This window comes from Mesorhizobium sp. B2-3-14 (genome assembly GCF_006442175.1).
In the GTDB taxonomy this organism is placed as follows: domain Bacteria; phylum Pseudomonadota; class Alphaproteobacteria; order Rhizobiales; family Rhizobiaceae; genus Mesorhizobium; species Mesorhizobium australicum.
In genome coordinates, this window is sequence record NZ_VFVP01000017.1 from 26,919 (window position 1) to 47,865 (window position 20,947).

The window sequence follows — 20,947 nt, forward strand, 5'->3', positions numbered from 1 at the left end:
TTGGTGGCGGCCACCCGGAGCCAGCAAGGCCCATAAGGCTTGCCTTCCGAGGGAGCCTTCACCGGACGGCCATTGGCGGCACACGAGACCCATGTGGGAGGTTGGGGCTGCTCTTCAGCTTCAATCTCTAGTCCAATCGCTTGGTTTGCCAAGCAGCATCGAATAGCGCGGCTCCATCCATTTCGATTCTATCGACAAGGACCCGCGCTTGCTCGGTGTCGATGCCGGTTTCCCGGGACAGGAGCATGACCCGAAAACGCTTTTCTTCGGATGGAATAGGAAGGCCGGGCCGACCGCCTTCGGAGGACTCGACAGCCCTCCGCCTCGCTGGCTGTCCAGCTTTGAGCTTCGGAATGTCGTTCTCTGCCGGGGAGGTGGCCTGCTGGACGATCATCGCGTTATCGCAGACCAAGAAAGCTCAGGATTGCGATGACCACGACTACCGCTCCGATGATCCAAATCAATCTGTTCATGTCGTTTCCTTGCGTAAATAATTAACTACATCACCCTCGTTATCAACGAGATCGTGCCCACACTTGACGCTGAATGCGGTGATAGAGACGGGGGCGAGCAACCGCCGCCTCAGTCAATACTGCTGTTCAGTTGGAATCTCCCGCCTTCGTAGCGACAACATTCCCAAGCGAGGCTGGTTCCAGGCGCTTTCGAGAGTGGGACCTTTTCGTCTGTCGATTCAGACTTAAGTCCGATCACAAGGGACCTCAGCGGGAATGTGATGTCCTCAGGCCTGATCCTAAATCGCCTCAGCCGTGCTTGTCGGCCCTTTGCAGTTCTTTGCGGCGCCTTGTTGGCAACCCGGTTCAGCCCCTGGCCTTGCGGCCGTCGAGCATACGATGGCGCAGCGGGAGGGGCCTCCTGCACGACCAGGTTCAATAACTTGGCGTCGTTAAGAACCTGGCCTCATTATGCATCGGCGCGTCTTGTCGCCATGCCGATCATTGCCGGCGTGGGGATCGCAATCAAGGCGCTGGAAGCTCTCGCCGCCGGGCGTCCGATCGTCGCGTCGCCACTTGGCTTTCGTGGGCTTCCTCCGGATTTCCAGCCCCTGCGCCGAAGCCGACATCCGATGCTTTTGAATTCGCCGCGGCAATCGATCGGCTGCTCAGCGATGAGCAAGCGCGTGACGAGGCGCTTCAGTCCACGCGGAAAGCTAACCAGGCTCTTGGGATGAGAGAGCGCTTCGAATCTCAGATGGCGCAAGCTGTCGAGCGCCTCGCGAATTGTGCGATCGGCTAAGGCCTTTTCCACGCCTCGCAATCGCATCGCCAGGCAAAGCCCAGTCTTGTCGCTGGTCGCCAATAGGGCAGTCACAAGTCAGCGCGCGCAGACCGGTTGTCTTTATAGGAAGGCTCTGCAACAATTGCATCTGCGCCAGTTTCCGCGATCACCGTGTGAAGCTGTAGAAGGCCAGGGACGACACGGCGAGTGTCTGAGCGTAACCGCTCGGGATCGTGGCTCACTCCAGGTGGGTTCCCCAACGTCCGGCCCGCAGCGCACCGCTGCCCCTGCCGGACCGATCCGCGGGAGGCCTTTGGCATGCCAAAAATCCACTCTGATTTCGCCGCCAGCTACAGCGAATTGACGCTCTGGGAATTGGCGGATCCAGCAGCGACGGTAGAGGCTGCGGTCGAACTCTACGGCCCGGACGCGGCGACCGCCGCGGCATGGTGCGCGCTGACTGCGAACTTCGACGGGCGCGAGGAGGACTATCGCTTCTGGTGCACGGTCTTCTCAAAACTGGGCAACAGACTCCAGTCTTGAACTCTGTTTGAGAACGAATGTCCCCGTTCCGACACAGTCGATGTGCAACGTCCCCGAGCCGCCTCACTGGAGGCGAGACAGGTGGCGGACAGGCCTGAATACTTAATGCACGAACAACATGTTTCCGGCGCTTAACGCCATTTCATCTAACTTTAGTACAGCGCCGGGAGTGACTGCGCTATCCTTCACCGACGCCGAGCCCGGAGGAAGAATGTCTTTCATCCGATTTCGGCCGGAGCAGATCCAAAGCCGGCATGCGAGGAAATTCATTTCACAGGAATGTCGGCCACGATGATCGCTTCTGGTGCCAATCTGTTCAGGTCGACGGGAAGAATGACGGGACAAGAGCACAGTGGGAACACGGCCACCCAGCGCGACCCGTTCAGGGGCGTTGAGCGGGTTTCGCCAACCGCTTCGGACGTCGGCCGCGCCAAAATCGGGAATCCTGCCATCGGGATGGCACGTTGCATCGCACGCCACCGGCGCCTCGTGGCCGCCGTTGAGAGGTTCTCCCGGAAACGGTGCGCCAGCCGTTTCAGCCTGCTGTCGGCTGCCGCCTGGCTGGCTCTGGTCGTAAGCCGGCCTCTTGAACGATCTGCGTGGCGCCGACTGGTCCAGCGCAAGCCTGTTGAAAGCTGCGAGGCCGAGCAGAAAATTCTTTATCTGATTGCTGCAATCCTGGCGCGGAAGACGCATTTGCGACCTGCGGAGGTCGACGAAGTCAAAGCCAGTGTCATGGAATTCCAGTCGGGCATTGCTGATTTACTGCGGAGAAAAGACCCGTGACTCTCTGATGTGATCCAGAGGCCGTACTCATCGCGTCAGTGGCCGTTCGACTGTGCCCGGTGGGTGGGCGTCACATCTAGAGCGGCGACTTTGGCTGTTGCGAACTTGCGAGGGCTCGGCGCTACCGAACCGAGCTGGAAGCGCGCCTTCTGGCGTCCACAAAAGGCGGCGTGATCTCATATTTGCGCTCGGCGATTAGATTGGAATCTGCAACTGGCCTTCGCGCCAAACTACTGTCGATGGCCTTGGCGCGCCACTCGTCCATGTCGAGGACGTATGTAGACCACATTCCATAGCGCGCCGACATGGCGTAGCGTTGCCATTTCAAATAGTGCGAGTGGACCGGGGAGCCGGTCTCCACCCGCGCCCAGCCGACGCGCAGCATCTCCACGGCAAGGTCGTGCCCGTCGGCGACACACCTGCCTTTGAGGGCACCGTCGCGATCAGGGAACTCGCCTAGGAGACAGACAACTTGTCTGTCGCCGACCATCCGCTTCAGCCAGGCTTTTGCCAAGGCCCCGCACGGAACCGGCTTCAGAACAGCACTTTCGCCGCGCCGCTTGGCATCGAAGGCCCATTGCGGCAATTCGCAACTGTCGATGCCGGCAAGGCGAACTTTTTGAGCCGATCGAGGAAACCACAAGGTGCGGCCGTCGATCACGCTGGCCCGTCCCGCAATCGCCTTTGAAGATCGCCCAGCGGTCAGGGAAGCAGGCTCACCACTTTGCCCGCTCCCAGCCGCTCTGGCGATATCGGCGCCGGGCGAAGGAGAGGGGAGGCAAGAGCAAGCCAGCGCGGTCAGCGCCCAAAGCAAATGCCTCGCGGTCATGGCCGCGACGCTTTTGCGCCGGCAGCCTGACCAAGCAGGATCGCCGGATGCTGGACGTCCTTGAACTGCCACAGCCCGGCGTGTCTGGCGCGCGCCGCCTGCTCGGCGACGGCGTAGCCGGCGTGGTAGGGCAATCCGTCGGCACGCAGGGCCGCGAAGGCAAAGCCGCTTGTGATCATGAGATTGCCGAGATCAAGCCGATCGCCCTCGATCATGACGAAACAGGCAACATGCACGGTGTCGCCGACCCTCAGCACAGGGGCGCATTCAGGCCTGGTGTCGGCGATCAGGGCGCCGAACACCGCGAGCGAAGCCTCGCCACAATCGGCACGGCGGCCGGCGGCATCGGTGTAGAAAGTTCCGCGAAGGCACGCCTGGGTGCCGTATAGACGATACTTGGTGCCGGCTTCGACCCAACTATCGCCAGTCTCGAGCGTCACGCCCGGTCGCAGGTCGAAATATCCGGGCGGCGCGGCGCCTGCCGGGCCTGCGGCGAGCGCACCGGCCAGGAGAATACGAACGGTCCTCATTGCGCTTGCGCCTTCATCCTGGGATCGGCCCACATGCCATAACCGCCGCGACCGATCTTTTCTGCTTCTGCGAGATCCTTGCGCACCGCAGTGCCGTCAGGGTTCCTTGCCACCCGGTGGCTACCAACCGAAACCAGCTGCTCCTCGAACATGTCCACCGTGTCGAGGCTGCCGGGGTAATTGTAGTAGCCGTAGCAGGTCGCATCCTGAAGCGGCGCATTCGCCTCGCTGACGAAGGCCCGGCAGAAGATCACCTTTGGCGATTGCAACAGCGTCTCCAGTCCCTTCCTGGCATAGTCGGCGCAGGTGCCGGAGAAATCCTCGCGGCGGTTGACCAGATCGCCCTCGCAGGGCTCGATGCCATAGAGGCGGAGTACGGTTTTTGAATCGACGCGGAAGTCGATCGGCGAGACGGCCTTGAAGCCGCTCGTCGAAGCGAAGCCCTTGCGCTCGGCAATGCTTCCCTGGCCATCGTAGTATTCGACGACCAGGACCGTCTTTCCCGGCGCGGCGAGTGACCTGATGTAGGCCTGATCGACGGGTTCGGCCGCGATGGCCGGCACCAATGACGCCAGGCAAAGGACGAAGCTGCCGCCGACGCTGGCTCTCATATTTGACACTCCCAAATAGCATCTCGTTTCGATCCAGCTTGCCAAATACGGATCCTTTGCGCAACAAAAAACAATATCGATTTGACATTCTTTTTTCCGTCAGCTACCGATTTATCGAAACTTCGACCCACCGGCGTGGAAACTTGCGATGGTTTCTCCATTGTTCATATTGGCAAACCGGCGGCTGCTCCTGCTGCTGAGTTCGGCCCTCCTGAGTTGGCCGTCGGCATACTCCGCAAGCAGCGCGGCGGAAAACCGCGACCTGCGCCAGCCGCCGCGCAATTCAACGGTCTCGGCGGTCAGCGCGGGAGAGGCCGGCATAATCGACAGCGTTTTCCATAGCCGCTGGGCGGAGAGGGCAGGAGAGTATGTGCTCGATGGCCAAGGCAGACTTCGTCAAACCCAAGCCCCCACGCGCAATGACGTGGATGTGGCGCCGCCGGGGCAGACGGCGAGCGCATCGCGCTCCATCGATCATAGTCAATTTGACTTCGCGTCGGCTAACAACGGACTTCCCGGCGACGCTGAATGCGGGCCATCACCCCTCAATTCGGAAGAGATCGCACGGCTCGTGGCGCAGGCTGCATCCAGGTATGGCGTCGATCGCGATTTCGCACTTGCAGTCGCGATGTCTGAAAGCCGCCTCGACCACAGCCGGAACTCTCCAAAAGGGGCGCGTGGCCCGATGCAATTGATGCCGTCGACGGCAGCCCATTTCGGCGTCAGCGACATCTGTGATCCGGCCGAAAACATCGACGGCGGCGTGCGGCTGCTGCGGGATCTGTTTGCCACCTATCGCAACCCGCTGATCGTTGCCGCCGCCTACAACGCCGGCGAGGCGAGAATCCTTCAATATGACGGCGTGCCACCCTTCCCGGAGACGGTCCGGTTCGTCGCCGACGTCATCAATCGGCAGCTGAAGCTGCCGCCGCTCAGGCGGCAGGCCGGCAGCGGCATAGCAGCTGATCCTGCCGACACCGGCAAGGCGCCTCCTCTCATCGGAGCGAACTCTAAAGGCAAGCCGCGGCAGTGGGTCGGCGGCGTCCTGCAATTTTGACGGAGGAAGACATGAAGCGAGCCCTCTCGAACGCTCGACGGACACGGGCATTTCGAATTGCAGGCACCGCCCTGGTCCTTGGCGTATCGCTGTGCGCCATTGCCGAGCCGGCGTTGGCGCAGACCTCCGGCGCATTTGCACCGCTCGAAACCGCGGTGCAAATGATCGTCGATTTCATAACCGGCCCATTCGGACGGCTGCTCGCCATCATCGCCGTCATCGGGCTTGGCTTTCTGGCCTTCGCCGGACGCCTCTCCTGGTTCACCGCGGGCGCCGTGGTGATCGGCATCGGGCTGGTGTTCGGCGCGCCGGCGATCGTCGACCAGATGATATCGGCTGTCGGCAACTGAGCCATGAGCGATCATTCTGACGACAGGCCGCAACTGACACCGCTGGTCATCGGGCTCACCCGGCCGCCGATGATGTGGGGAGTCCCGCTCAGCGCCTTCTACCTCATCCTCGGCATCACGCTCATCGCGTTCCTGGTGACCAGCAGTTTCTGGGCAGCCGCAATCGCGCCTGTCACCTATCTCGCCCTGTTCGCGCTCTGCAGCCGTGACGTGCGCATCCTCGATCTGGTCCAGACCGCGGGGCGCCGCACACCGCGCACGCCAAACAGGACCTTTTGGCAAACCAATTCCTACGGGCCCTGATCATGCTCAACATTGTCGCCGAAGAACTGGGCTTCGGACGCCAACGGCGCCGCGACAGACCAATGGCCATGCACGTGCCCTACATGCGCCACCTCGCCAACACGGTGATCGGTCTAGAAAGCGGGGCGCTGCTCAGCGTCATCAAGCTCGATGGCTTGTTCTTCCAGACCGAGGACCAGGCCGAACTCAACATGCGGGCCAGCGTGCAGAACACCATGATCCGGGCCCTAGGCTCGAGCAGGTTTTCGCTGTGGTCGACCGTCATTCGCAGGCAAGTCATTCCAGAGATCGGCGGTTCTTTCTCGGATCCGTTCTGCGCTCTCCTCAACACACGCTACATGGCCGAGCTCAAGCAGCGCCGCATGTTCACAAACGAGCTGTACCTCACCATCGTTCGCTCCCGCATGCGTGGTGCGCTGGGCGTAGCCGATAGCCTTTCTGCCGTGTTCAGCCGGACGCGTGACAGGGACAGCCAGAAACAGCAGGTGCTCGAGCGCATCAACGAGTTGGAGGAAATTGTCTCCACTGTCGCACGCGACCTGCAGAAATATGGAGCCCGGCCGCTTGGCATCGTCTACCGCGACGGCCAGCCCTATTCGGAGCCGTGCGGGTTCTTCAACACGCTTCTGACCTGCGGGACGTCTGCCCCCATGCGGCTGCCGCGCATGGCGATCCGCAACTATATCGGCACCTCGCGGCTGCACTTTTCCAAAAGGACGCTACAGGCGCAGGGTCCGACGACGGCTGACCACCGCTTCGGCGCCATGCTCTCGATCAAGGAATACCCGCCTTTTTCAGGACCGGGCATGCTGGACGGGCTGCTGCAGCTCAATCACGAATTCATCCTGACGCAATCTTTCACCATCGCCGACAAGCCGATCGCGCAAGAACGGATCGCAAGATTGCAGCGGCAGATCCAGGCGTCCGACGAAGCCGGCAGCACGGTCGAGACCGACATCGATTCTGCCTTCAACAGCCTCGTCAACCAGGAGGCCGTGTTCGGCTATCATCATTTCAGCCTCCTGTGTCTGGCGCACGACCTTGCCGGCGTCGACAAATCCGTCTCGGAACTCGGCGCCTGCCTCACCGACATGAACATCAACTGGCTGCGCGAAGACCTCAATATGGAGGCCTCATTCTGGGCGCAGCTGCCAGGCAACCACAGCTACATCGCCCGTTCTTCCATGCTGTCGAGCGCGAATTTCGCCGGCTTTTCGTCGATGCACAATTTCGCCACCGGCACGGCCACGGGAAATCACTGGGGCTTGCCGGTCGCGCTGCTTGAGACAACCTCGCAGACACCCTACTGGTTCAACTTCCACCAGCGCGACATCGGCCACTTCCTGGTCACCGGGCCGACCGGATCCGGCAAGACCGTGGTGCTGAGCTTCCTGCTCGCGCAGGCGCTTCGCATCTCGCCAGAGCCGCGTGCGGTCTTCTTCGACAAGGATCGCGGCGCCGAGATCTTCATTCGCGCCGTCGGTGGAACCTATGAAGTGCTGGAGCCCGGCGTCGCCACCGGCTTCAATCCGCTGCAGATGGACAATACGCCGGCCAACCGCGAATTCCTGCTGCGGCTGGTCAAGGCGATGCTGCAACCCGCCGACGGCCGCGGCTTCTCGCAGGAGGAAGAGCATACGCTGGAAGGCGCGATCGCGCGCATTTGCCAGGTGCCGGCGCAGCAGCGCACCTTCGCCAACCTCTCGGCTCTGCTGATGGGGCGATCGCGCTCCGACGCCAACGACCTCCAATCACGCCTCAGGCCATGGTTCGAGGGGGAGAGGGCCTGGTTGTTCAATGCGCCGCGCGATGTCCTGTCCTTCTCCGGCAGCCGCATCTTCGGTTTCGATATGACGCATGTGTTGGACAATGCCGAGGTGCGCACGCCTGCACTGATGTACCTTTACCACCGCCTCGATGAGCTGCTCACCGGCAATCCGGTCCTGATCTTCATGGACGAGGGCTGGAAGCTTCTGCAGGACAAGACCTTCTCCGGCTATATCGTCGACAAGATGAAGACGATCCGCAAGCTGAACGGGATCGTCGGGTTCGGCACGCAGTCGGCGGCCGACATCGCCAAGGCACCACAATCGCACACCCTCATCGAGCAGTCCTCCACCAACCTGCACTTTCCAAATCCGCGCGCCGATGAGGAGAGCTATGTCGGCCGCTTCGGGCTGACGGCCAAGGAGTTCGCCTTTGTCAGGAACACGCCACCGGAGCGGCGGACGTTCCTGATCAAGCACGGCAACGATTCCGTCATTGCCCGACTTGATCTCTCGACCATGCCTGACATCCTCAAAGTGCTGTCGGGCCGCAAGGAAACGATCGAGGCATGCGCAGCCCTGCGGGCGCGACTGGGTGATGATCCGGCACTCTGGCTGGCGGAATTCTGCGGTTGGAGGCAATCGACATGATCCGGCGTCTCCCCCTGCTTTTGCTGCTTCTTGCCTCGCCCTCGGCAGCCGATGTGGTGACCATCGACGGCTCGGTGCTCGAAAGGCGAAAGGACCGCAACGGCAATGTCACGGCAATCGAGAAGGCCGATCGCGATCGCTACAGCGTCGATCAAAGCATCACATGCGCGATGTATCGGCCGGGCCGCAAGGACGATCCGGTTGCCGCCGCCAACGTCAACCCAACCATCGCCGGCCTCGTCCGGCGGGTGGCCCGCGAGGAGGGCGTCGACGAGAACCAGTTTCTGGCCCTGGTCTACCAGGAGAGCAGGTTTAACCCCTGTGCAAGATCGAGCGCTGGCGCCATCGGGCTGGCGCAGCTGATGCCGGGAACGGCGGCGGAGCTTGGCGTTGACGCAAACAGCGTCGAGCAGAATCTGCGTGGCGGCGCGCGTTACTTTAAGCAGCAGCTCGAACGCTTCAACGGAAACGCCTCGCTTGCACTGGCCGCATACAATGCAGGTGCCGGCAGCGTCGAAAAGTACGGCGGCATCCCGCCCTTCAGAGAAACGCAGGGCTATGTCGCGGCGATAACGCAAAAGTGGCTGCCGGCCTTTGGCGGCTCGGACAAGTCGGGCATTCCATTGAACTATGGCGGAACGGGTGCCGCCTTCCAGGGCATGCGTACCGCAACGCTGGACGCCATGGGACTGACCAGTGCGGTCGGCGACGGCTCAAACGATGTGGCGTCCTGGTTTGAGCAATTCGGCTCGGCTGCCACCGGCACGGTTCAAGACAGCTGGGACAAGAATTCAGGCGCCCGCAACGCCAATGTCGAAATGCTCAACCGGCTGATCCAACTGGGCGCCAGTTTCGCAGACCTGGTCAACTCGAGCAACGCGGTGACGCTGAGCGACCTTTCAGGCGCCAGCCGTTCGGGTGGCCGTCCGAAGCCCGACGACCAGCCGCCGACAGGCGGATTTTGCGATGCGCGCGTCGGTCTGGTCTGGAGCCGGCAAGCGCAAGCCTGCGTCCACGAGCTCGAGCAAGAGGTCGAGCTGTTCTTCAACCCGCAACAAGGAGGTCTCCAATGAAACGTGCTCTTGTGCTGGTCGCCGCGACCGTGATGGTCACCTCGGCCAAAGCCGACATTCCGGTGATCGACAGGACGAACTATGCCGTCGCCAAGGACACCGCCGACAAGGCCGCGAGAATCCTGGACACCAACAGGGATATTCTGACCACCGTCGAAAAGACCCTGCAGGCAGTTACCGGCAACCGCGGCAGCGACGTCGGCTCGCTCAAGGACTTGGCGATCGGCAATGGTTTCAGCGTCTCCTCGGTGCCTTCCTTCGACAGCGTGCTTCAAAATGGCGTTCCGGATTTTGGCTCCATGGGTCCGGAGATCGCCAAGGCCGCGACGACCTTCATCAACGGCATGCAACTGGTGAAATCGCTTTCTGGCAAACAGCAAAGTTCTCTGGCGAGCGACAAATCGTACGAGGAGATGGTCAAGACGGTGCTCGGCGTGTCGGCTCTGATCACTGGCTCGCGACAGGCTGTCGCAACGCGGCGTGCCGCGCTTGAGCGAGCCGGGCAGGGGATCGGCCAGGCTCAGGACATCAAAGGCTCGATTGACCAGAACACACAATTGCAGGTGCAGACCGGACTGACCCTGAACGAGATGATCGGCGTCATGAATGGTGCCGTCCAGGCGCTGCAGGCGGAGAACCAGCGCAGGTTAACTGATATTTCAAACACCAAGAAGGCGCTGACCTACGAATGACACGAGGCCGGCACGAACCGATCGCGCTTAGCGTCGTGGCGCTGCTGCTTGCCGGGTGCGCCACGCCCAAGGAAAAATCCGCGCCCTGCAAACGGCCGGCCGCCGTGATGAGCTACGCGGCACAAGCCACCCACCTTGAGTGCGGGCCGATGCGGCCGGTCAACCCCGACAGAGCGGCGGCATGGGCAATGATCGGCGGCGATTTTCCCTCTCGAACGGAATAGGGCTGACGTGGATAATTTCATCGGCGAACTGCTGCAGCGCATCGATGCTTCGGGCGAGAATTTCTCCGAGCGTGCGTTCGAGGTTCTGAGCAGGGACATCGAGCCACTGCTTCGGCTGCTGTTCATGCTGGTCGTGCTCTTCTACGGAGTGCAATTGGTGCTGGGAACGTCGAGGCTCAGCGCTGCCGAGATCGTGGGCCGCGTCGCCCGCGTCATGGTGATCCTCGTTCTGGTCAGCACCTGGTCGCACTTCCAGGCTCTCGTCTATGCCTGGATCACAAAAGTCCCGGAGGCGGCGGGGCGGGCAATACTGGCCGCATCGGGCACAGGGGTGACGGAACCCAGCAACGGCCTCTCGGAGATCTGGCAGACCGCCAATCTGGCAGCGTCCACATTTGCCGAGCAGGCCGGCTATTTCTCCGTGCTGCCGGCCTTGATCGGCATGATCATCATGGCCTTTGCCGGGCTGTTCGTCTCCGTGGCGCTGGGCATCCTGGTCCTGGCCAAGGTGATCCTGTGGGTTCTGCTTGGCACCGCGCCGATCTTCATCGCCTGCATGTTCTTTGATGTGACGCGCAACTACGCGATGGGATGGTTGAACCAGTCGCTGCTCTACGCACTGATCCCGTTGTTCGTCTACGTGATCGCCGCCTTCCTGATCGCGGCGATGGCGCCGGAACTGACCAAGATCAACCAGATCTCGGGCAATCGCGAGCTGAAGCTCAGCGACCTTGCAGCCTTGGTGATGTTGTGCCTGGCCGGCAGTTTCGTTCTCTTGCAGATCCAGTCGCTGGCGCAAGGCATTGTCGGCGGGCTCGCGATGCCGGTTGGTCAGCGTTCGCGAGCCCTTACCGGCCGCGGCGTCCTTTCGGGGCGCGCCGCTGTTGCCGGCTCGGCCACACAGATGCAGGCCGCTATCAATCGTGTGCAGGCCCGATTGCGCAGCCCTCAAACGCCGTCGCGCGAGGCCATGCAGCGCGCCATCACCGCCAATGCACAGACGCGGTAACACCAAAACGCAACAGAATTGTCCTCCAACGCTCCGCAACGTCCAATGGCAGAACCCCTCGACGAAAAGCTGAGATCCTACTTCCAGGACGGTGACGTCTGGGAGCACGAGATCTTCAAGCGCGCCATGCGCTCCAGCCGCATCGCCTGGTTTTTCACGCTGCTATTTGCCTCGATCGCGGCCCTTGCCCTGTTGGCGCTGGTGCTGATGGTGCCGCTGAAGAGCTTCGAGCCCTATGTGGTCGAGGTCGACAGGAACACCGGCTATATCGAGGTCAAGTCGGGATTGACGAGGACCTCTGATCTCACCGGTCAGGAGGCTGTCACCCAGGCCAATGTCGTTCGCTACATCCGCAACCGCGAGGGATATGATCCTTTTGCCATCGACGAATATTTCGGGATCGCGGCGCTTTTGTCGACCGACGAGGCGGCCCGCGACCTGCAGATGCAGTTCAGCGCCGCCAACGCGCAAAATCCGGCGAAGATCTATGGCCGGCTGAAGCGGGTGCTTGTCGATATCAAGTCCGTCACCTTCCCAAACGCCAGTACGGCGATCGTGCGCTTCTCGACCACAGAAAAGAGCGAGACGGAAGCCATTCACAGGCATTGGATCTCGGTGGTGAGATTCCGCTACACCGAGAGCCCGCTCAAGAACGAATGGCGCTTCGAAAATCCGCTCGGCTTCCAGGTCTACAGCTACCGCCGCGACCAGGAAACGGTGACACCGGGCGGTTCCGAATGATGGCACGCGGTCTGGTCGTGGTCGCTTATCTGATCCTCTTCGAGTTCACCGCTGTGGCCTTCGGCGCGCAGACGCCGAAGGCCGGTCGCCTGGACGCGCGCATCACCAGCGTCACCTATCAGGAGAACAACGTCGTCCAAGTGCATGCAAGCTATGGCGTATCGACGATGATCGTCTTCGACGAGGAGGAGAAATTTCAGACCATATCGCTCGGCGACAGCGAAAGTTGGCAGGTCGTTCCTGCTGAGCAGGGCAACATCCTTTTCGTCAAGCCGATCGCCAGGAACGTGACGACGAACATGAACGTCGTGACCAGCAGGCGCATTTACTTTCTGGAGCTGAAGGATAGTGCTCCCGCAGGAGGCCGACAGGTGTTCGGCATTCGTTTCGCTTATCCGGAGAAGGACCGCGACGCGGCGCTGAGGAGCGAAGCTGAGCAGCGCGCGGCCTGGCCCAACATCGCCGCGATCGACAAGGCCAATGTCAACATCGACTATTCATTTTCCGGCGATGCGGGTCTGAAGCCGGCGTTAGTGTTCGATGACGGCACAAAGACTTTCTTCCGTTTCGGCCGGCGTGCCGCGGCGATCTTCGCCGTCAATTCCGATTTCTCGGAGATGCTGAGGAACTTCCGCAAGGAAGGCGAGTACATCGTCGTCGACGGTGTCGCCGCCCAATACACGTTGCGCGACGGCAATCAGTGGCTGTGCATCTTCAATCTTCGAAAGCCCGATTTCGGCGCGCCCGATGCCGACGCGCTGGCGCCAGTGCGAGACGACATGGCAACGGTCCGCAGGAGGAGCGGAAATTGATCCAGCGAAGTCCCGAACTGGAGGCTTTGGCCGGCAATGACGACCCCGCTGTTGCGGACGGGTCCGTACGTCGCAAGCAGCTTGCCGGTGGTGCCGTCCTGATCCTGTTGGGGCTTGTGGCGGGCTATTTTACCTTGGCTGGGCGTCAACCGTTGCAAGGCCACGTGCCAGCCGGTGACGAGGAGTTCTCGACCACCAGTTTTCGGCCGCCTTCGTTCATGCGTGAGCGAGAACAGCCGGCGAAGCCCACCGCGCCCGAAGTGATCGAATTGCCGCCACCGCCACCACCGCCGCCAGTGCCGAGTCCCAATGTCACGCCTTTCGATGTGCCACCGCCCGCAGCGCCTCTATCCGCTCCCGACGCCCCGGCAGCCCCAGGCGATGAGTTTCCCAAACGCTTTCGTTCCAAGATGATCGTCTTCGACGAAAAGGGGGCGACCAGCGACGAGCAAGGCGCCTCGGCCGGCGATGCGCAACCGCGCGCCGTTGCCGGCGAAGACCGTAACAGCAAGTTTCTCGCTGCAGCGGCCAACATCGGCGATCGCTCGGCACGGGCCAGGAAGATCGCCCGGGTCGATGCACTGATTGCGGAAGGCACGCTCCTTCCCGGCATTCTCGAGACCGCGGTTGTCAGCGACCTTCCCGGTCAGATCCGCGCCATCGTCGCCGAGGACGTCTATTCATTCGACGGCCGTCGTGTACTGATCCCGACAGGCACGCGGCTGATAGGTGAATACCAGTCCGAAATCACCCGCGGCCAGAAGCGCATCTTCGTGATCTGGACACGATTGCTTCGCGATGACGGTGTCAGCGTCCGCTTGAACTCGATCGGCGCCGACAGTCTTGGCCGCTCCGGGCTTACCGGCCGGGTCGACACCAAGTTTCGGGAGCGCTTCGGCGCGGCCATCCTGCTTTCGATCGTCGGCGGCGGCGCCAGTTACCTGACCGGCTACGGCAGCCAGACCGCGACAGGCAGCGACGAGGCAAGGCGCGCTGAGGATAACGCACGCTCGACGATTGCTCAGACGGTCTCGGACATGGCCAACCAGGCGCTTGGCGAGAGCCTGAAAATCCCGCCGACGATCAGCGTGCCGCAAGGCGAGCGGATCTTCGTCTTCGTGCGCCAGGACCTCGACTTTTCCGCTGTCTACGACGATCCGGTTTCAGAGGCATTGGAGGAAATTCGTCATGAGCGCGGTTTCGATCGAGCCTGGCAACAATGACCGGCACTATTTCCTTCACCGGTCTCTCGAACCGCTCAGGCCGCTGCTGACAGATCCACAGATTGTCGAGATCTCGATCAACAAACCTGGCCATGTCTATGTCGAGCGCCTTGGTGCCGGTCACATGGAATACCATCACATTCCAAAGCTGACAGCCTCCGAAATCGTCCATATGGGCGAAAGGGTCGCGGCCGCCACCAATCAGTTCATTGGTCCCGCAAACCCGATCCTCAGCGCAGCCCTTCCAACTGGGGAGCGCATACAATTCGTGCTGCCGCCGGCAGCGCCCGAGGGGGGCGCGGTTTCGATCCGAAAGCAAGTCGTTGGCGAGTTCACGCTTGAGGATTATCGCGACGCTGGCGCCTTCAATAAGGTATCCGTTGGCATCAGCGGCATGAACGATGCCGATCGCGGCTTGACGGAGCTTTTGCGGAGGGACGACGCCTATGGCTTTGTCCGTAGCGCCATTTTCAGCCGCGTCTCCATGCTAATCAGTGGTGGCACCTCAAGCGGCAAGACCACATTCATGAACGCCTGCCTCAAGGCCGTCCACGAGGGCGAACGCCTGATCACGCTGGAAGATACTCGCGAGCTGTTTCCTCCCCAGCGCAACACCGTGCACCTGCTTTCATCCAAAGGCGACCAAGGCACGGCGAGTGTGACGATCCAGAACCTGCTCGAGGCCTCGTTGCGCATGCGCCCGGACCGGCTGTTCGTGGGCGAAGTGAGAGGAGGTGAGGCGTTCTCGTTCCTGCGTGCGGTCAACACGGGCCATCCAGGCTCGATGTCGACAGTCCACGCCGACACGCCTCGCGGCGCCTATGAGCAGCTCGCCATGATGGTGATGCAATCGGGTCTGTCGGCAGCTTACTCGAAAGCCGACCTTATTTCCTACATTCGCAGCGTCATTCCGATCGTTGTCCAGCTGAGGCGCGAGGGCGGACGTCGTGGCGTGTCGGAGATCTATTTCTCAAGAATGGATCGATCATGACCGGCACGTTCCGCATCGCCTATCTCGTTTTCTGCCTCGCGATTGGTTTTGTCGTCTGGCTGCTCGCCTACGGGGTGGTGCTACAGTTGTTGTATGGCGACGGCCGCATCTTGCAGGTCACCGCGACAACCAATCCGTTCGCAGCGCTCCAGCAGCTTGCCCGTTACCCTCACAACGCCGTGTTGCAGCGGACCAGTCTGGGGGCAGCCGCCGTGTCGGTCCTCATCGCCGGTGCGATCGCCTCTCTCGGTTTGAAGCGTGCTTCCGAACCGCTTGGCAATGCTCGTTTCCAAAATACGACCTCGCTGCGGCATGGCAGATGGTTCCGGCGCCACGGACACATTCTGGGGCGTTACGGGCGCCATGTCCTTCGCGTCCAAGACGAGCGCCATCACCTGGTCATCGGTCCGACGCGCTCGGGCAAGGGGACCTCCTACGTCATCCCGAACGCACTCACTCATCAAGGGTCGATGATCGTTACCGACCTGAAAGGCGAAATCTTCCGCTCAACGGCCGGGTATCGCAAGGCAACCGGAAACCAGGTCTTCCTGTTCGCGCCGGGCAGCGAAAGAACACATCGTTACAATCCGCTCGACTTCATCAGGCCCGACCGGGGCGATCGCACAACGGACATTCTGAACATAGCAAGCATTCTCGTCCCCGAGAGTGCCGATTCCGAGAACGCGATCTGGCAGGCCACCGCGCAGCTGGTGCTGGCTGGGGCTATCAGCTACGTGAACGAGAGCGACTCCTATCGCGGCCGCCGCAATCTTGGCGAGGTGATTTCATTCTTCAACAGCGGCGTCGATCTGCAGGCCCTGATGAGCCTCATCAAAGAAAAGGAGCCGAACCTGTCGCGCTTTACGCTCGAAAGCTTCAACGCCTATATCGCGCTGTCGGAGCGCGCCGCTGCGTCCGCGCTGCTCGACGTGCAGAAGGCCCTGCGTCCCTTTCGCAACGAGCGCGTGGTCGCAGCCACCGAGGTCACCGACATGGATCTTCGTGCGCTGAAGCATCGACCGATCTCGATATACCTGGCGCCCAACATCACCGACGTGGCGATGCTGAAACCGCTGCTATCGCTTTTTGTCCAACAGTCGCTGGACACGCTGCTGCTCACCCAGGACCAGAATTCGCTGCCCATCTACTTCCTGCTGGACGAGTTTCGGCAGCTGAGAAAAGTCTCCGAGATCACCAGCAAACTGCCCTATGTGGCCGGCTACAACATAAAAATGGCCTTCATCATCCAAGACCTCAAAAACTTGGATGAGATCTACGGCGAAACCGCCCGCCATTCGCTTATGGGCAATTGCGGATATCAGCTAGTGCTTGGCGCAAACGACCAGGTCACGGCCGAGAGCGTTTCAAGGGGACTGGGCAAGAAGACAGTGCGTTACAGGACGGAGTCGAGAACGATCGAACTGATGGGGCTGCATCGCCGCACCAAAGTCGAACAGGTGCGCGAACGCGATCTGATGATGCCTCAGGAGGTCAGGCAAATGCCCGCCGACAAGATGGTCATCCTCGTAGAAGGGCAGGCGCCTGTTTTGGCAGACAAGTTGCGCTTTTTTGCGACTTCTCCATTCAAGGCAATGGAGCGGTTCTCGCGATCCAATACCCCCGATGTACCAGCGACGGAGCTGCTGCCGCGGGCTGCGATACCCGCGCTCACAGACGCCTATTCCCAGTCGGGCGCGTCCGAAGATCGCCGCATTGCAGCATTCGGCACAGCTCATCCGCCTACGCCTCCCTCCGGAGCTGCGATAGAGGCGCGCTTTGTTGCTGCAGCTCGAAAACTGAAACAACTGACCACCACGGTATCCGAGAGATCCAGCGGCAAGGCAAAGCGGAATTGGTCCGCGATTTTTGATGAGATCGTGCCTGACGATCCGACCGGGCAGGAAGACGATGCATGCAGTCAGGGCCCGTCAACTTTCGGCACGAGCTAACTTGTTATCCATCCGGGGTGGTTCTTGTCCTACTCAGGACACCGCCTCTTCAAACGCCCTCAGCCGCGGTAGGGCGGCGGCACTGACGCTGGCGTGGATCGCTTCGGGAAAGTCACGAGGAAGGAGTTCAGTTACCCGGGTGAAGGCGCGTTCGCCACGTTCTGCGATATGCGCCATGGCCCCATTCACCACGCTGTCCGGCAGTTTGACCGCGGCGGCGGTCTGAAGGAAATGCCGCGGGTGAATTTGGTCTATCCGGTAGTTACGGTTCGTTCCCACTGCCATTGCCAGCTTCATCTGCTTGCGCGTGATCTGGTTCAAGTCGAGGCTCGGCTGAGCGGTTAGGATGTCGTAGAGCGGGGTCAGTTGGTAGCCGCCACCGGGCGCCAGAAACACGCTGAAATTCTTTGCGTGGCCGTCAGTCGCGCCTAGGATCCAGAACAACATCTGGGCGGCGAGGAAGGTCTTCTGGTCTTCTGCCGGCGTATCACTGCCTTTGAGGAGATTGAGGATTGCCGCCATGCCTGGCCCGCCCTCGTGTTGGTACTTGAGGGTCGGCGGCACAGAGAGGGCTTGGCAGCAGTCTTCCTGTGGAAGGCGGATGAGGCGTCCGCTCTCGGTCCAGCGTCGATCGAAGCGTTCGATGGCCAGCGCCTTGGTCTTGCCGAAGGTGGCAATGCGCGCCGTGTTGACGGGCAGGCCAAACGCTTCGGCCAGCGCCAGGCAGTAAAACTCGTTCTCGACGCTGTTGGTGAGGTCGATGCCGTTAGGCAGCGTGCCGATCTGCGTCTTGAAGATGTGTGTGGTGGGGGTGGTGCCGTGCGGTTTGAGCCACCGTCCGTCATGCCGGAGCAGGGCCGTCTTCTCCTGAGCGCCGGCGACAGAGATGCGGAAGTCATCATCGCGGCTCAAGCCGAGCGGAGCCTGTGCCAGGTTCTTGAGGAGTTTCTCAATCTCACCGTCATCGACGGCTTCGCCGCTGATAGCTTCGATATCTGGTAAGTCATCGTCTCCGGCAATGAATTGCAGTGCGCCCACGCAGTCGCGGCCAATCCGCGCCAGCAGGCTGTAGGCGTCTATACCCCGCGCGCCGACTTTCTCGGCCACACGGCGGCGCAGCGCGTCCGAGTCAGGCAGCAGATTCTCGAAAACGGCGTTGACGGGTTCACCCCGGTAGGCATCTTCGCGCAAAGGCAGGGAGAGGGAGACCGGAAACGCGCCCCGCCGCGCAAGCCAGTGATCCTCGTAGCGGAAGCGAACGGCGCCGCTGGACTCTTTGCTGAGCTGGCCGACAAGGCGGTTGTTCAGATAGACCCGCAACGGCACGTGAAGGGGCCGCCGACCCATCAGCTGAGCAGGTCTTCTATTTCAGAGGAGGACCGCTTGGAGCGCGGCGCGACTTGGAACTCCAGGTCGAGGGCTGCCAGCAAAGCCAGCACGCTGTCAAGTCGGGCGGCTGGGTTCCCGCTCTCAATAATGGAAACGGAGGGCTGCCGCATACCGGCACGATCGCCAAGCGCGGCTTGGCTGAGGCCTTTCTGCTTGCGAGCGCGGCGGATAGCATTTCCGATTTGCTCAGGGGTACGGGCGAGGACCATGCTCGAATTATGCGTCAGCTTCTATATTTTGTAAATATGTGTTAGATCGAATATCCTGAACTTATCTGCTAAGTCGGATATACGCAATTATCCAAGGAAGCGCATAACAGATGCTCCCACGGGAACCCCCTTAATGCCTCGGCTGATCGCGTCGCGATATAGACGAGCAAGGCGCATTTGGGGCCGCGGCTCTCGAACCACCAATGGTGAGAGCCATCGATCTGCACGAGCTCGCCCAGACAGTCACGCCGACCGCGCGGCTGATGCAGTTGGCGCTTCCGCTCACGGCGTGAAGTCCAGATTCCGGCTCCGTCATCCATTTGCGTAGTGTCTCGGTGCTGACGGCAATCTGGTGCCATTCAAGCAGCTTCTCTCGGGCGAGCGTCGGGCCGAAGTCCCGGTAGCGATCGCTTACCAGATCCAATGTGGTGTTGCGGAAATCCTCATCATGGCGTCGATTGCTCGGCCGACCGCGCTTCTTGGACGCCAGCCCGCCGGCGCCGTCCTGGTCATAGGCCTGCAACAGCCGGTGAACCTGACTGCGGCTGAGGTGAAGGAGCTCCGCTGCATGTACGACGCTCAGCCGTCGGTCGCGGATCTTCTGGATGGCTTCGGGACGATGCAGCTCTTTTTGCGACAAGGTGACCAAAGCATGACGGCTCCCGCAATAAGCCCGCCCTCACGCCAGACTCTGTGAAGTCGCTAGCCTTCCTTTCCAGCTTCATGTTGACCAGCCTCGGACGCGGGAAGTGTCGCATCTCTAACTGGGGCAACTGTCGCATTACTAAATAGCTGCTAGAACCATTTTGCGGCATAACATACATTATGGAACGGAATATTGTCGTTTAGATTCAACCATATAGAGAGTTGAGCTGGCCGCCGCCTGTAAGTCGTGCCCGACTGCCAAGTGAGGGCTGCCAGTATCTTCCTCGATCTCAGTGCTGCTGATGCCGACCTTTTTGGCGTCAGTGAAAAGCTTTTGTGTCAGCTCGGCGACTGAGATGACGCTCCTGCGGCCTTCCAGCTTGCTTTAATCATTGCTAATGCAGCCCCTTGCTGCATTAATCCTCGATCATGCTAATTGGACAGGGAGTAACGATGGCCCAGATGATCCGGTTCGCGATCTTTGCGGTTTCGGCCGCTGTCGCCGGCTTGGCGTGTTTCGCCTTGCATTCCTGCTGGACGTGGACCGCGCCGCTCCTGATCATATCCGTCGGGTCCATGCTTGCCGAACATGCCTTCAACCGGCTGGCCTCGAACGAAGAAAAGCAGCGCGATCTGGAAGATCGCGTGCGCAATCTGCCAATGCAAGCCAATGTAGAACGATCGTGAACCTAGACTTCCTTGTCCCCTTCGCCCCAATGGCACGCCAGTGGGTAGGGGAACATCGACCAGCATTTCATGGGCAAGGCGTCCAGCCCTTACGCGTACCGCGATGAAACAGCGTTCAGGAAGGCCGCCGCGCGCTCCCCGACGGACCCCTATGGCGTGGCTACAGGGCTCAAAGACGGGCGCCCGCCGACGTGACGATGGGCATATCGGTCGCCGAACTTCGCTCGGCAGGGGGGCGCGTGAAACAAATTGGGGCTAAAGCTAAAGAGGCTGCAAGATTTGTGACGGCGATGGCCAATGCTCGACGCCTGTTGATCATGCACCTCGTGCTCGACCGCGAATTGCCGGCTGAGGCGCTTCGAGAGCAACTGGGGCTTAGCTCGTCGGCACTGTCACAGCACATGGCCAAGTTACGCGCACTCGGCCTGGTCCGCGTCCGCCGCGACCGTGACAACATAGTTCACTATTCCTGTTGCAATGACTCGGCCCGCAAACTGCTTGCCCTGCTGGACCACGCTTATGGAAGTGGCCCTTCGAAGCAAAACGCAGACTTGGGAATTCCAGATTGAGCCCTTGCGGACCCCCCATGAGGGACTGTTAAGTCTATGCGGGAATCGACAGGGAAGGAACCGAGTTCATCC

The 20,947-nt window shown here is 61.0% G+C and carries 24 protein-coding genes and 1 pseudogene; 17 read left to right on the forward strand and 8 right to left on the reverse strand.

All coding sequences use genetic code 11. The annotated features are described in order from the left end of the window. Positions 1 to 127: 127 nt before the first annotated feature. Positions 128 to 394 (reverse strand): hypothetical protein, encoded by a 267-nt coding sequence (locus FJ950_RS28210; protein WP_140620377.1) that lies wholly within the window; start codon positions 392 to 394, stop codon positions 128 to 130. A 527-nt stretch (positions 395 to 921) separates the two neighbouring features. Then, entirely contained in the window at positions 922 to 1,317 is a 396-nt protein-coding gene (locus FJ950_RS29990; RefSeq protein WP_246677772.1) for a hypothetical protein, read from the reverse strand. A gap of 237 nt (positions 1,318 to 1,554) precedes the next feature. Between FJ950_RS29990 and FJ950_RS28220 the strand changes: the two genes are divergently transcribed. Together FJ950_RS28220 and FJ950_RS28225 are read left to right on the forward strand one after the other, a co-directional pair. Next, positions 1,555 to 1,779 carry a hypothetical protein gene (locus FJ950_RS28220; protein ID WP_224682167.1) on the forward strand — a complete coding sequence of 75 codons (225 nt, stop codon included), beginning with the start codon at positions 1,555 to 1,557 and terminating at the stop codon, positions 1,777 to 1,779. Between the two features lie 291 nt (positions 1,780 to 2,070). Further along, on the forward strand, positions 2,071 to 2,565 hold the full coding sequence (locus FJ950_RS28225; protein ID WP_140620381.1) for a hypothetical protein: 495 nt from the start codon (positions 2,071 to 2,073) through the stop codon (positions 2,563 to 2,565). Positions 2,566 to 2,686: 121 nt separating this feature from the next. Here FJ950_RS28225 and FJ950_RS28230 read toward each other — a convergent pair whose 3' ends face one another. The 3 genes from FJ950_RS28230 to FJ950_RS28240 form a co-directional block, all read right to left on the reverse strand. Continuing rightward, complete coding sequence (locus FJ950_RS28230; RefSeq protein ID WP_224643157.1) at positions 2,687 to 3,226, reverse strand: thermonuclease family protein; 540 nt, start codon at positions 3,224 to 3,226, stop codon at positions 2,687 to 2,689. 164 nt (positions 3,227 to 3,390) lie between these two features. Then, the gene (locus FJ950_RS28235) at positions 3,391 to 3,924 is read right to left on the reverse strand and encodes a thermonuclease family protein (protein ID WP_140620385.1); all 534 of its coding nucleotides are present in this window, start codon (positions 3,922 to 3,924) and stop codon (positions 3,391 to 3,393) included. After that, entirely contained in the window at positions 3,921 to 4,535 is a 615-nt protein-coding gene (locus FJ950_RS28240; RefSeq protein ID WP_140620386.1) for a hypothetical protein, read from the reverse strand. Before FJ950_RS28240 ends, FJ950_RS28235 begins: the two co-directional genes overlap by 4 nt. 148 nt (positions 4,536 to 4,683) lie before the next feature. Here FJ950_RS28240 and FJ950_RS28245 point away from each other — a divergent pair, with 148 nt between their 5' ends. The 13 genes from FJ950_RS28245 to FJ950_RS28305 are packed head-to-tail and all read left to right on the forward strand — an operon-like array spanning position 4,684 to position 17,376. Further along, complete coding sequence (locus tag FJ950_RS28245; RefSeq protein WP_140620388.1) at positions 4,684 to 5,592, forward strand: lytic transglycosylase domain-containing protein; 909 nt, start codon at positions 4,684 to 4,686, stop codon at positions 5,590 to 5,592. An 11-nt stretch (positions 5,593 to 5,603) separates the two neighbouring features. Then, entirely contained in the window at positions 5,604 to 5,942 is a 339-nt protein-coding gene (locus FJ950_RS28250) for a TrbC/VirB2 family protein (RefSeq protein ID WP_140620390.1), read from the forward strand. Positions 5,943 to 5,945: 3 nt separating this feature from the next. Beyond that, entirely contained in the window at positions 5,946 to 6,245 is a 300-nt protein-coding gene (locus FJ950_RS28255; protein WP_140620392.1) for a VirB3 family type IV secretion system protein, read from the forward strand. Between the two features lie 2 nt (positions 6,246 to 6,247). Continuing rightward, positions 6,248 to 8,662 (forward strand): VirB4 family type IV secretion system protein, encoded by a 2,415-nt coding sequence (locus FJ950_RS28260; protein WP_140620393.1) that lies wholly within the window; start codon positions 6,248 to 6,250, stop codon positions 8,660 to 8,662. Beyond that, positions 8,659 to 9,735, forward strand: a complete 1,077-nt coding sequence (locus tag FJ950_RS28265; protein WP_140620395.1) for a lytic transglycosylase domain-containing protein — start codon at positions 8,659 to 8,661, stop codon at positions 9,733 to 9,735. Before FJ950_RS28260 ends, FJ950_RS28265 begins: the two co-directional genes overlap by 4 nt. Further along, positions 9,732 to 10,427, forward strand: a complete 696-nt coding sequence (locus FJ950_RS28270; RefSeq protein WP_140620397.1) for a type IV secretion system protein — start codon at positions 9,732 to 9,734, stop codon at positions 10,425 to 10,427. Before FJ950_RS28265 ends, FJ950_RS28270 begins: the two co-directional genes overlap by 4 nt. Next, positions 10,424 to 10,651: a hypothetical protein gene (locus FJ950_RS28275; protein WP_140620399.1), complete on the forward strand. Its 228-nt coding sequence runs from the start codon at positions 10,424 to 10,426 to the stop codon at positions 10,649 to 10,651. Before FJ950_RS28270 ends, FJ950_RS28275 begins: the two co-directional genes overlap by 4 nt. A gap of 7 nt (positions 10,652 to 10,658) precedes the next feature. After that, complete coding sequence (locus tag FJ950_RS28280) at positions 10,659 to 11,660, forward strand: type IV secretion system protein (RefSeq protein ID WP_140620401.1); 1,002 nt, start codon at positions 10,659 to 10,661, stop codon at positions 11,658 to 11,660. A gap of 45 nt (positions 11,661 to 11,705) precedes the next feature. Continuing rightward, the gene (locus FJ950_RS28285) at positions 11,706 to 12,401 is read left to right on the forward strand and encodes a type IV secretion system protein (protein ID WP_140620403.1); all 696 of its coding nucleotides are present in this window, start codon (positions 11,706 to 11,708) and stop codon (positions 12,399 to 12,401) included. Further along, positions 12,401 to 13,213, forward strand: a complete 813-nt coding sequence (locus tag FJ950_RS28290; RefSeq protein WP_140620530.1) for a TrbG/VirB9 family P-type conjugative transfer protein — start codon at positions 12,401 to 12,403, stop codon at positions 13,211 to 13,213. Before FJ950_RS28285 ends, FJ950_RS28290 begins: the two co-directional genes overlap by 1 nt. After that, positions 13,213 to 14,436, forward strand: a complete 1,224-nt coding sequence (virB10, locus tag FJ950_RS28295; RefSeq protein WP_140620532.1) for a type IV secretion system protein VirB10 — start codon at positions 13,213 to 13,215, stop codon at positions 14,434 to 14,436. The genes FJ950_RS28290 and virB10 overlap by 1 nt, the downstream gene beginning before the upstream one ends. Then, complete coding sequence (gene virB11 / locus FJ950_RS28300) at positions 14,402 to 15,427, forward strand: P-type DNA transfer ATPase VirB11 (protein ID WP_140620405.1); 1,026 nt, start codon at positions 14,402 to 14,404, stop codon at positions 15,425 to 15,427. The genes virB10 and virB11 overlap by 35 nt, the downstream gene beginning before the upstream one ends. After that, on the forward strand, positions 15,424 to 17,376 hold the full coding sequence (locus tag FJ950_RS28305; protein WP_140620406.1) for a type IV secretory system conjugative DNA transfer family protein: 1,953 nt from the start codon (positions 15,424 to 15,426) through the stop codon (positions 17,374 to 17,376). The genes virB11 and FJ950_RS28305 overlap by 4 nt, the downstream gene beginning before the upstream one ends. 33 nt (positions 17,377 to 17,409) lie before the next feature. On the opposite strand, the gene FJ950_RS28310 is transcribed toward FJ950_RS28305, so the two are convergent. From FJ950_RS28310 to FJ950_RS28320, 3 genes and pseudogenes are all read right to left on the reverse strand, one after another. Next, positions 17,410 to 18,723 carry a type II toxin-antitoxin system HipA family toxin gene (locus FJ950_RS28310; protein WP_140620408.1) on the reverse strand — a complete coding sequence of 438 codons (1,314 nt, stop codon included), beginning with the start codon at positions 18,721 to 18,723 and terminating at the stop codon, positions 17,410 to 17,412. Beyond that, positions 18,723 to 18,974, reverse strand: a complete 252-nt coding sequence (locus FJ950_RS28315; protein ID WP_140620410.1) for a helix-turn-helix domain-containing protein — start codon at positions 18,972 to 18,974, stop codon at positions 18,723 to 18,725. The genes FJ950_RS28310 and FJ950_RS28315 overlap by 1 nt, the downstream gene beginning before the upstream one ends. Positions 18,975 to 19,129: 155 nt before the next feature. After that, positions 19,130 to 19,623 (reverse strand): annotated as a pseudogene (locus FJ950_RS28320) (helix-turn-helix domain-containing protein); the annotation flags it as partial. Between the two features lie 449 nt (positions 19,624 to 20,072). On the opposite strand from FJ950_RS28320, the gene FJ950_RS28330 reads away from it, so the two are divergent. After that, positions 20,073 to 20,306 (forward strand): hypothetical protein, encoded by a 234-nt coding sequence (locus FJ950_RS28330; protein ID WP_140620412.1) that lies wholly within the window; start codon positions 20,073 to 20,075, stop codon positions 20,304 to 20,306. A 197-nt stretch (positions 20,307 to 20,503) separates the two neighbouring features. Then, on the forward strand, positions 20,504 to 20,875 hold the full coding sequence (locus FJ950_RS28335) for an ArsR family transcriptional regulator (RefSeq protein WP_140620414.1): 372 nt from the start codon (positions 20,504 to 20,506) through the stop codon (positions 20,873 to 20,875). Positions 20,876 to 20,947: the final 72 nt, after the last annotated feature.

Excerpts from the sequence above, each read along its gene's own strand:
- FJ950_RS28210 (WP_140620377.1), bottom strand. The coding sequence starts at position 394 with ATGATCGTCCAGCAGGCCACCTCCCCGGCAGAGAACGACATTCCGAAG.
- FJ950_RS28220 (WP_224682167.1), top strand. The coding sequence starts at position 1,555 with ATGCCAAAAATCCACTCTGATTTCGCCGCCAGCTACAGCGAATTGACG.
- FJ950_RS28225 (WP_140620381.1), top strand. The coding sequence starts at position 2,071 with ATGATCGCTTCTGGTGCCAATCTGTTCAGGTCGACGGGAAGAATGACG.
- FJ950_RS28235 (WP_140620385.1), bottom strand. The coding sequence starts at position 3,924 with ATGAGGACCGTTCGTATTCTCCTGGCCGGTGCGCTCGCCGCAGGCCCG.
- FJ950_RS28240 (WP_140620386.1), bottom strand. The coding sequence starts at position 4,535 with ATGAGAGCCAGCGTCGGCGGCAGCTTCGTCCTTTGCCTGGCGTCATTG.
- FJ950_RS28245 (WP_140620388.1), top strand. The coding sequence starts at position 4,684 with ATGGTTTCTCCATTGTTCATATTGGCAAACCGGCGGCTGCTCCTGCTG.
- FJ950_RS28250 (WP_140620390.1), top strand. The coding sequence starts at position 5,604 with ATGAAGCGAGCCCTCTCGAACGCTCGACGGACACGGGCATTTCGAATT.
- FJ950_RS28255 (WP_140620392.1), top strand. The coding sequence starts at position 5,946 with ATGAGCGATCATTCTGACGACAGGCCGCAACTGACACCGCTGGTCATC.
- FJ950_RS28260 (WP_140620393.1), top strand. The coding sequence starts at position 6,248 with ATGCTCAACATTGTCGCCGAAGAACTGGGCTTCGGACGCCAACGGCGC.
- FJ950_RS28265 (WP_140620395.1), top strand. The coding sequence starts at position 8,659 with ATGATCCGGCGTCTCCCCCTGCTTTTGCTGCTTCTTGCCTCGCCCTCG.
- FJ950_RS28270 (WP_140620397.1), top strand. The coding sequence starts at position 9,732 with ATGAAACGTGCTCTTGTGCTGGTCGCCGCGACCGTGATGGTCACCTCG.
- FJ950_RS28275 (WP_140620399.1), top strand. The coding sequence starts at position 10,424 with ATGACACGAGGCCGGCACGAACCGATCGCGCTTAGCGTCGTGGCGCTG.
- FJ950_RS28285 (WP_140620403.1), top strand. The coding sequence starts at position 11,706 with ATGGCAGAACCCCTCGACGAAAAGCTGAGATCCTACTTCCAGGACGGT.
- FJ950_RS28290 (WP_140620530.1), top strand. The coding sequence starts at position 12,401 with ATGGCACGCGGTCTGGTCGTGGTCGCTTATCTGATCCTCTTCGAGTTC.
- virB11 (WP_140620405.1), top strand. The coding sequence starts at position 14,402 with ATGAGCGCGGTTTCGATCGAGCCTGGCAACAATGACCGGCACTATTTC.
- FJ950_RS28305 (WP_140620406.1), top strand. The coding sequence starts at position 15,424 with ATGACCGGCACGTTCCGCATCGCCTATCTCGTTTTCTGCCTCGCGATT.
- FJ950_RS28310 (WP_140620408.1), bottom strand. The coding sequence starts at position 18,723 with ATGGGTCGGCGGCCCCTTCACGTGCCGTTGCGGGTCTATCTGAACAAC.
- FJ950_RS28315 (WP_140620410.1), bottom strand. The coding sequence starts at position 18,974 with ATGGTCCTCGCCCGTACCCCTGAGCAAATCGGAAATGCTATCCGCCGC.
- FJ950_RS28330 (WP_140620412.1), top strand. The coding sequence starts at position 20,073 with ATGGCCCAGATGATCCGGTTCGCGATCTTTGCGGTTTCGGCCGCTGTC.
- FJ950_RS28335 (WP_140620414.1), top strand. The coding sequence starts at position 20,504 with ATGGGCATATCGGTCGCCGAACTTCGCTCGGCAGGGGGGCGCGTGAAA.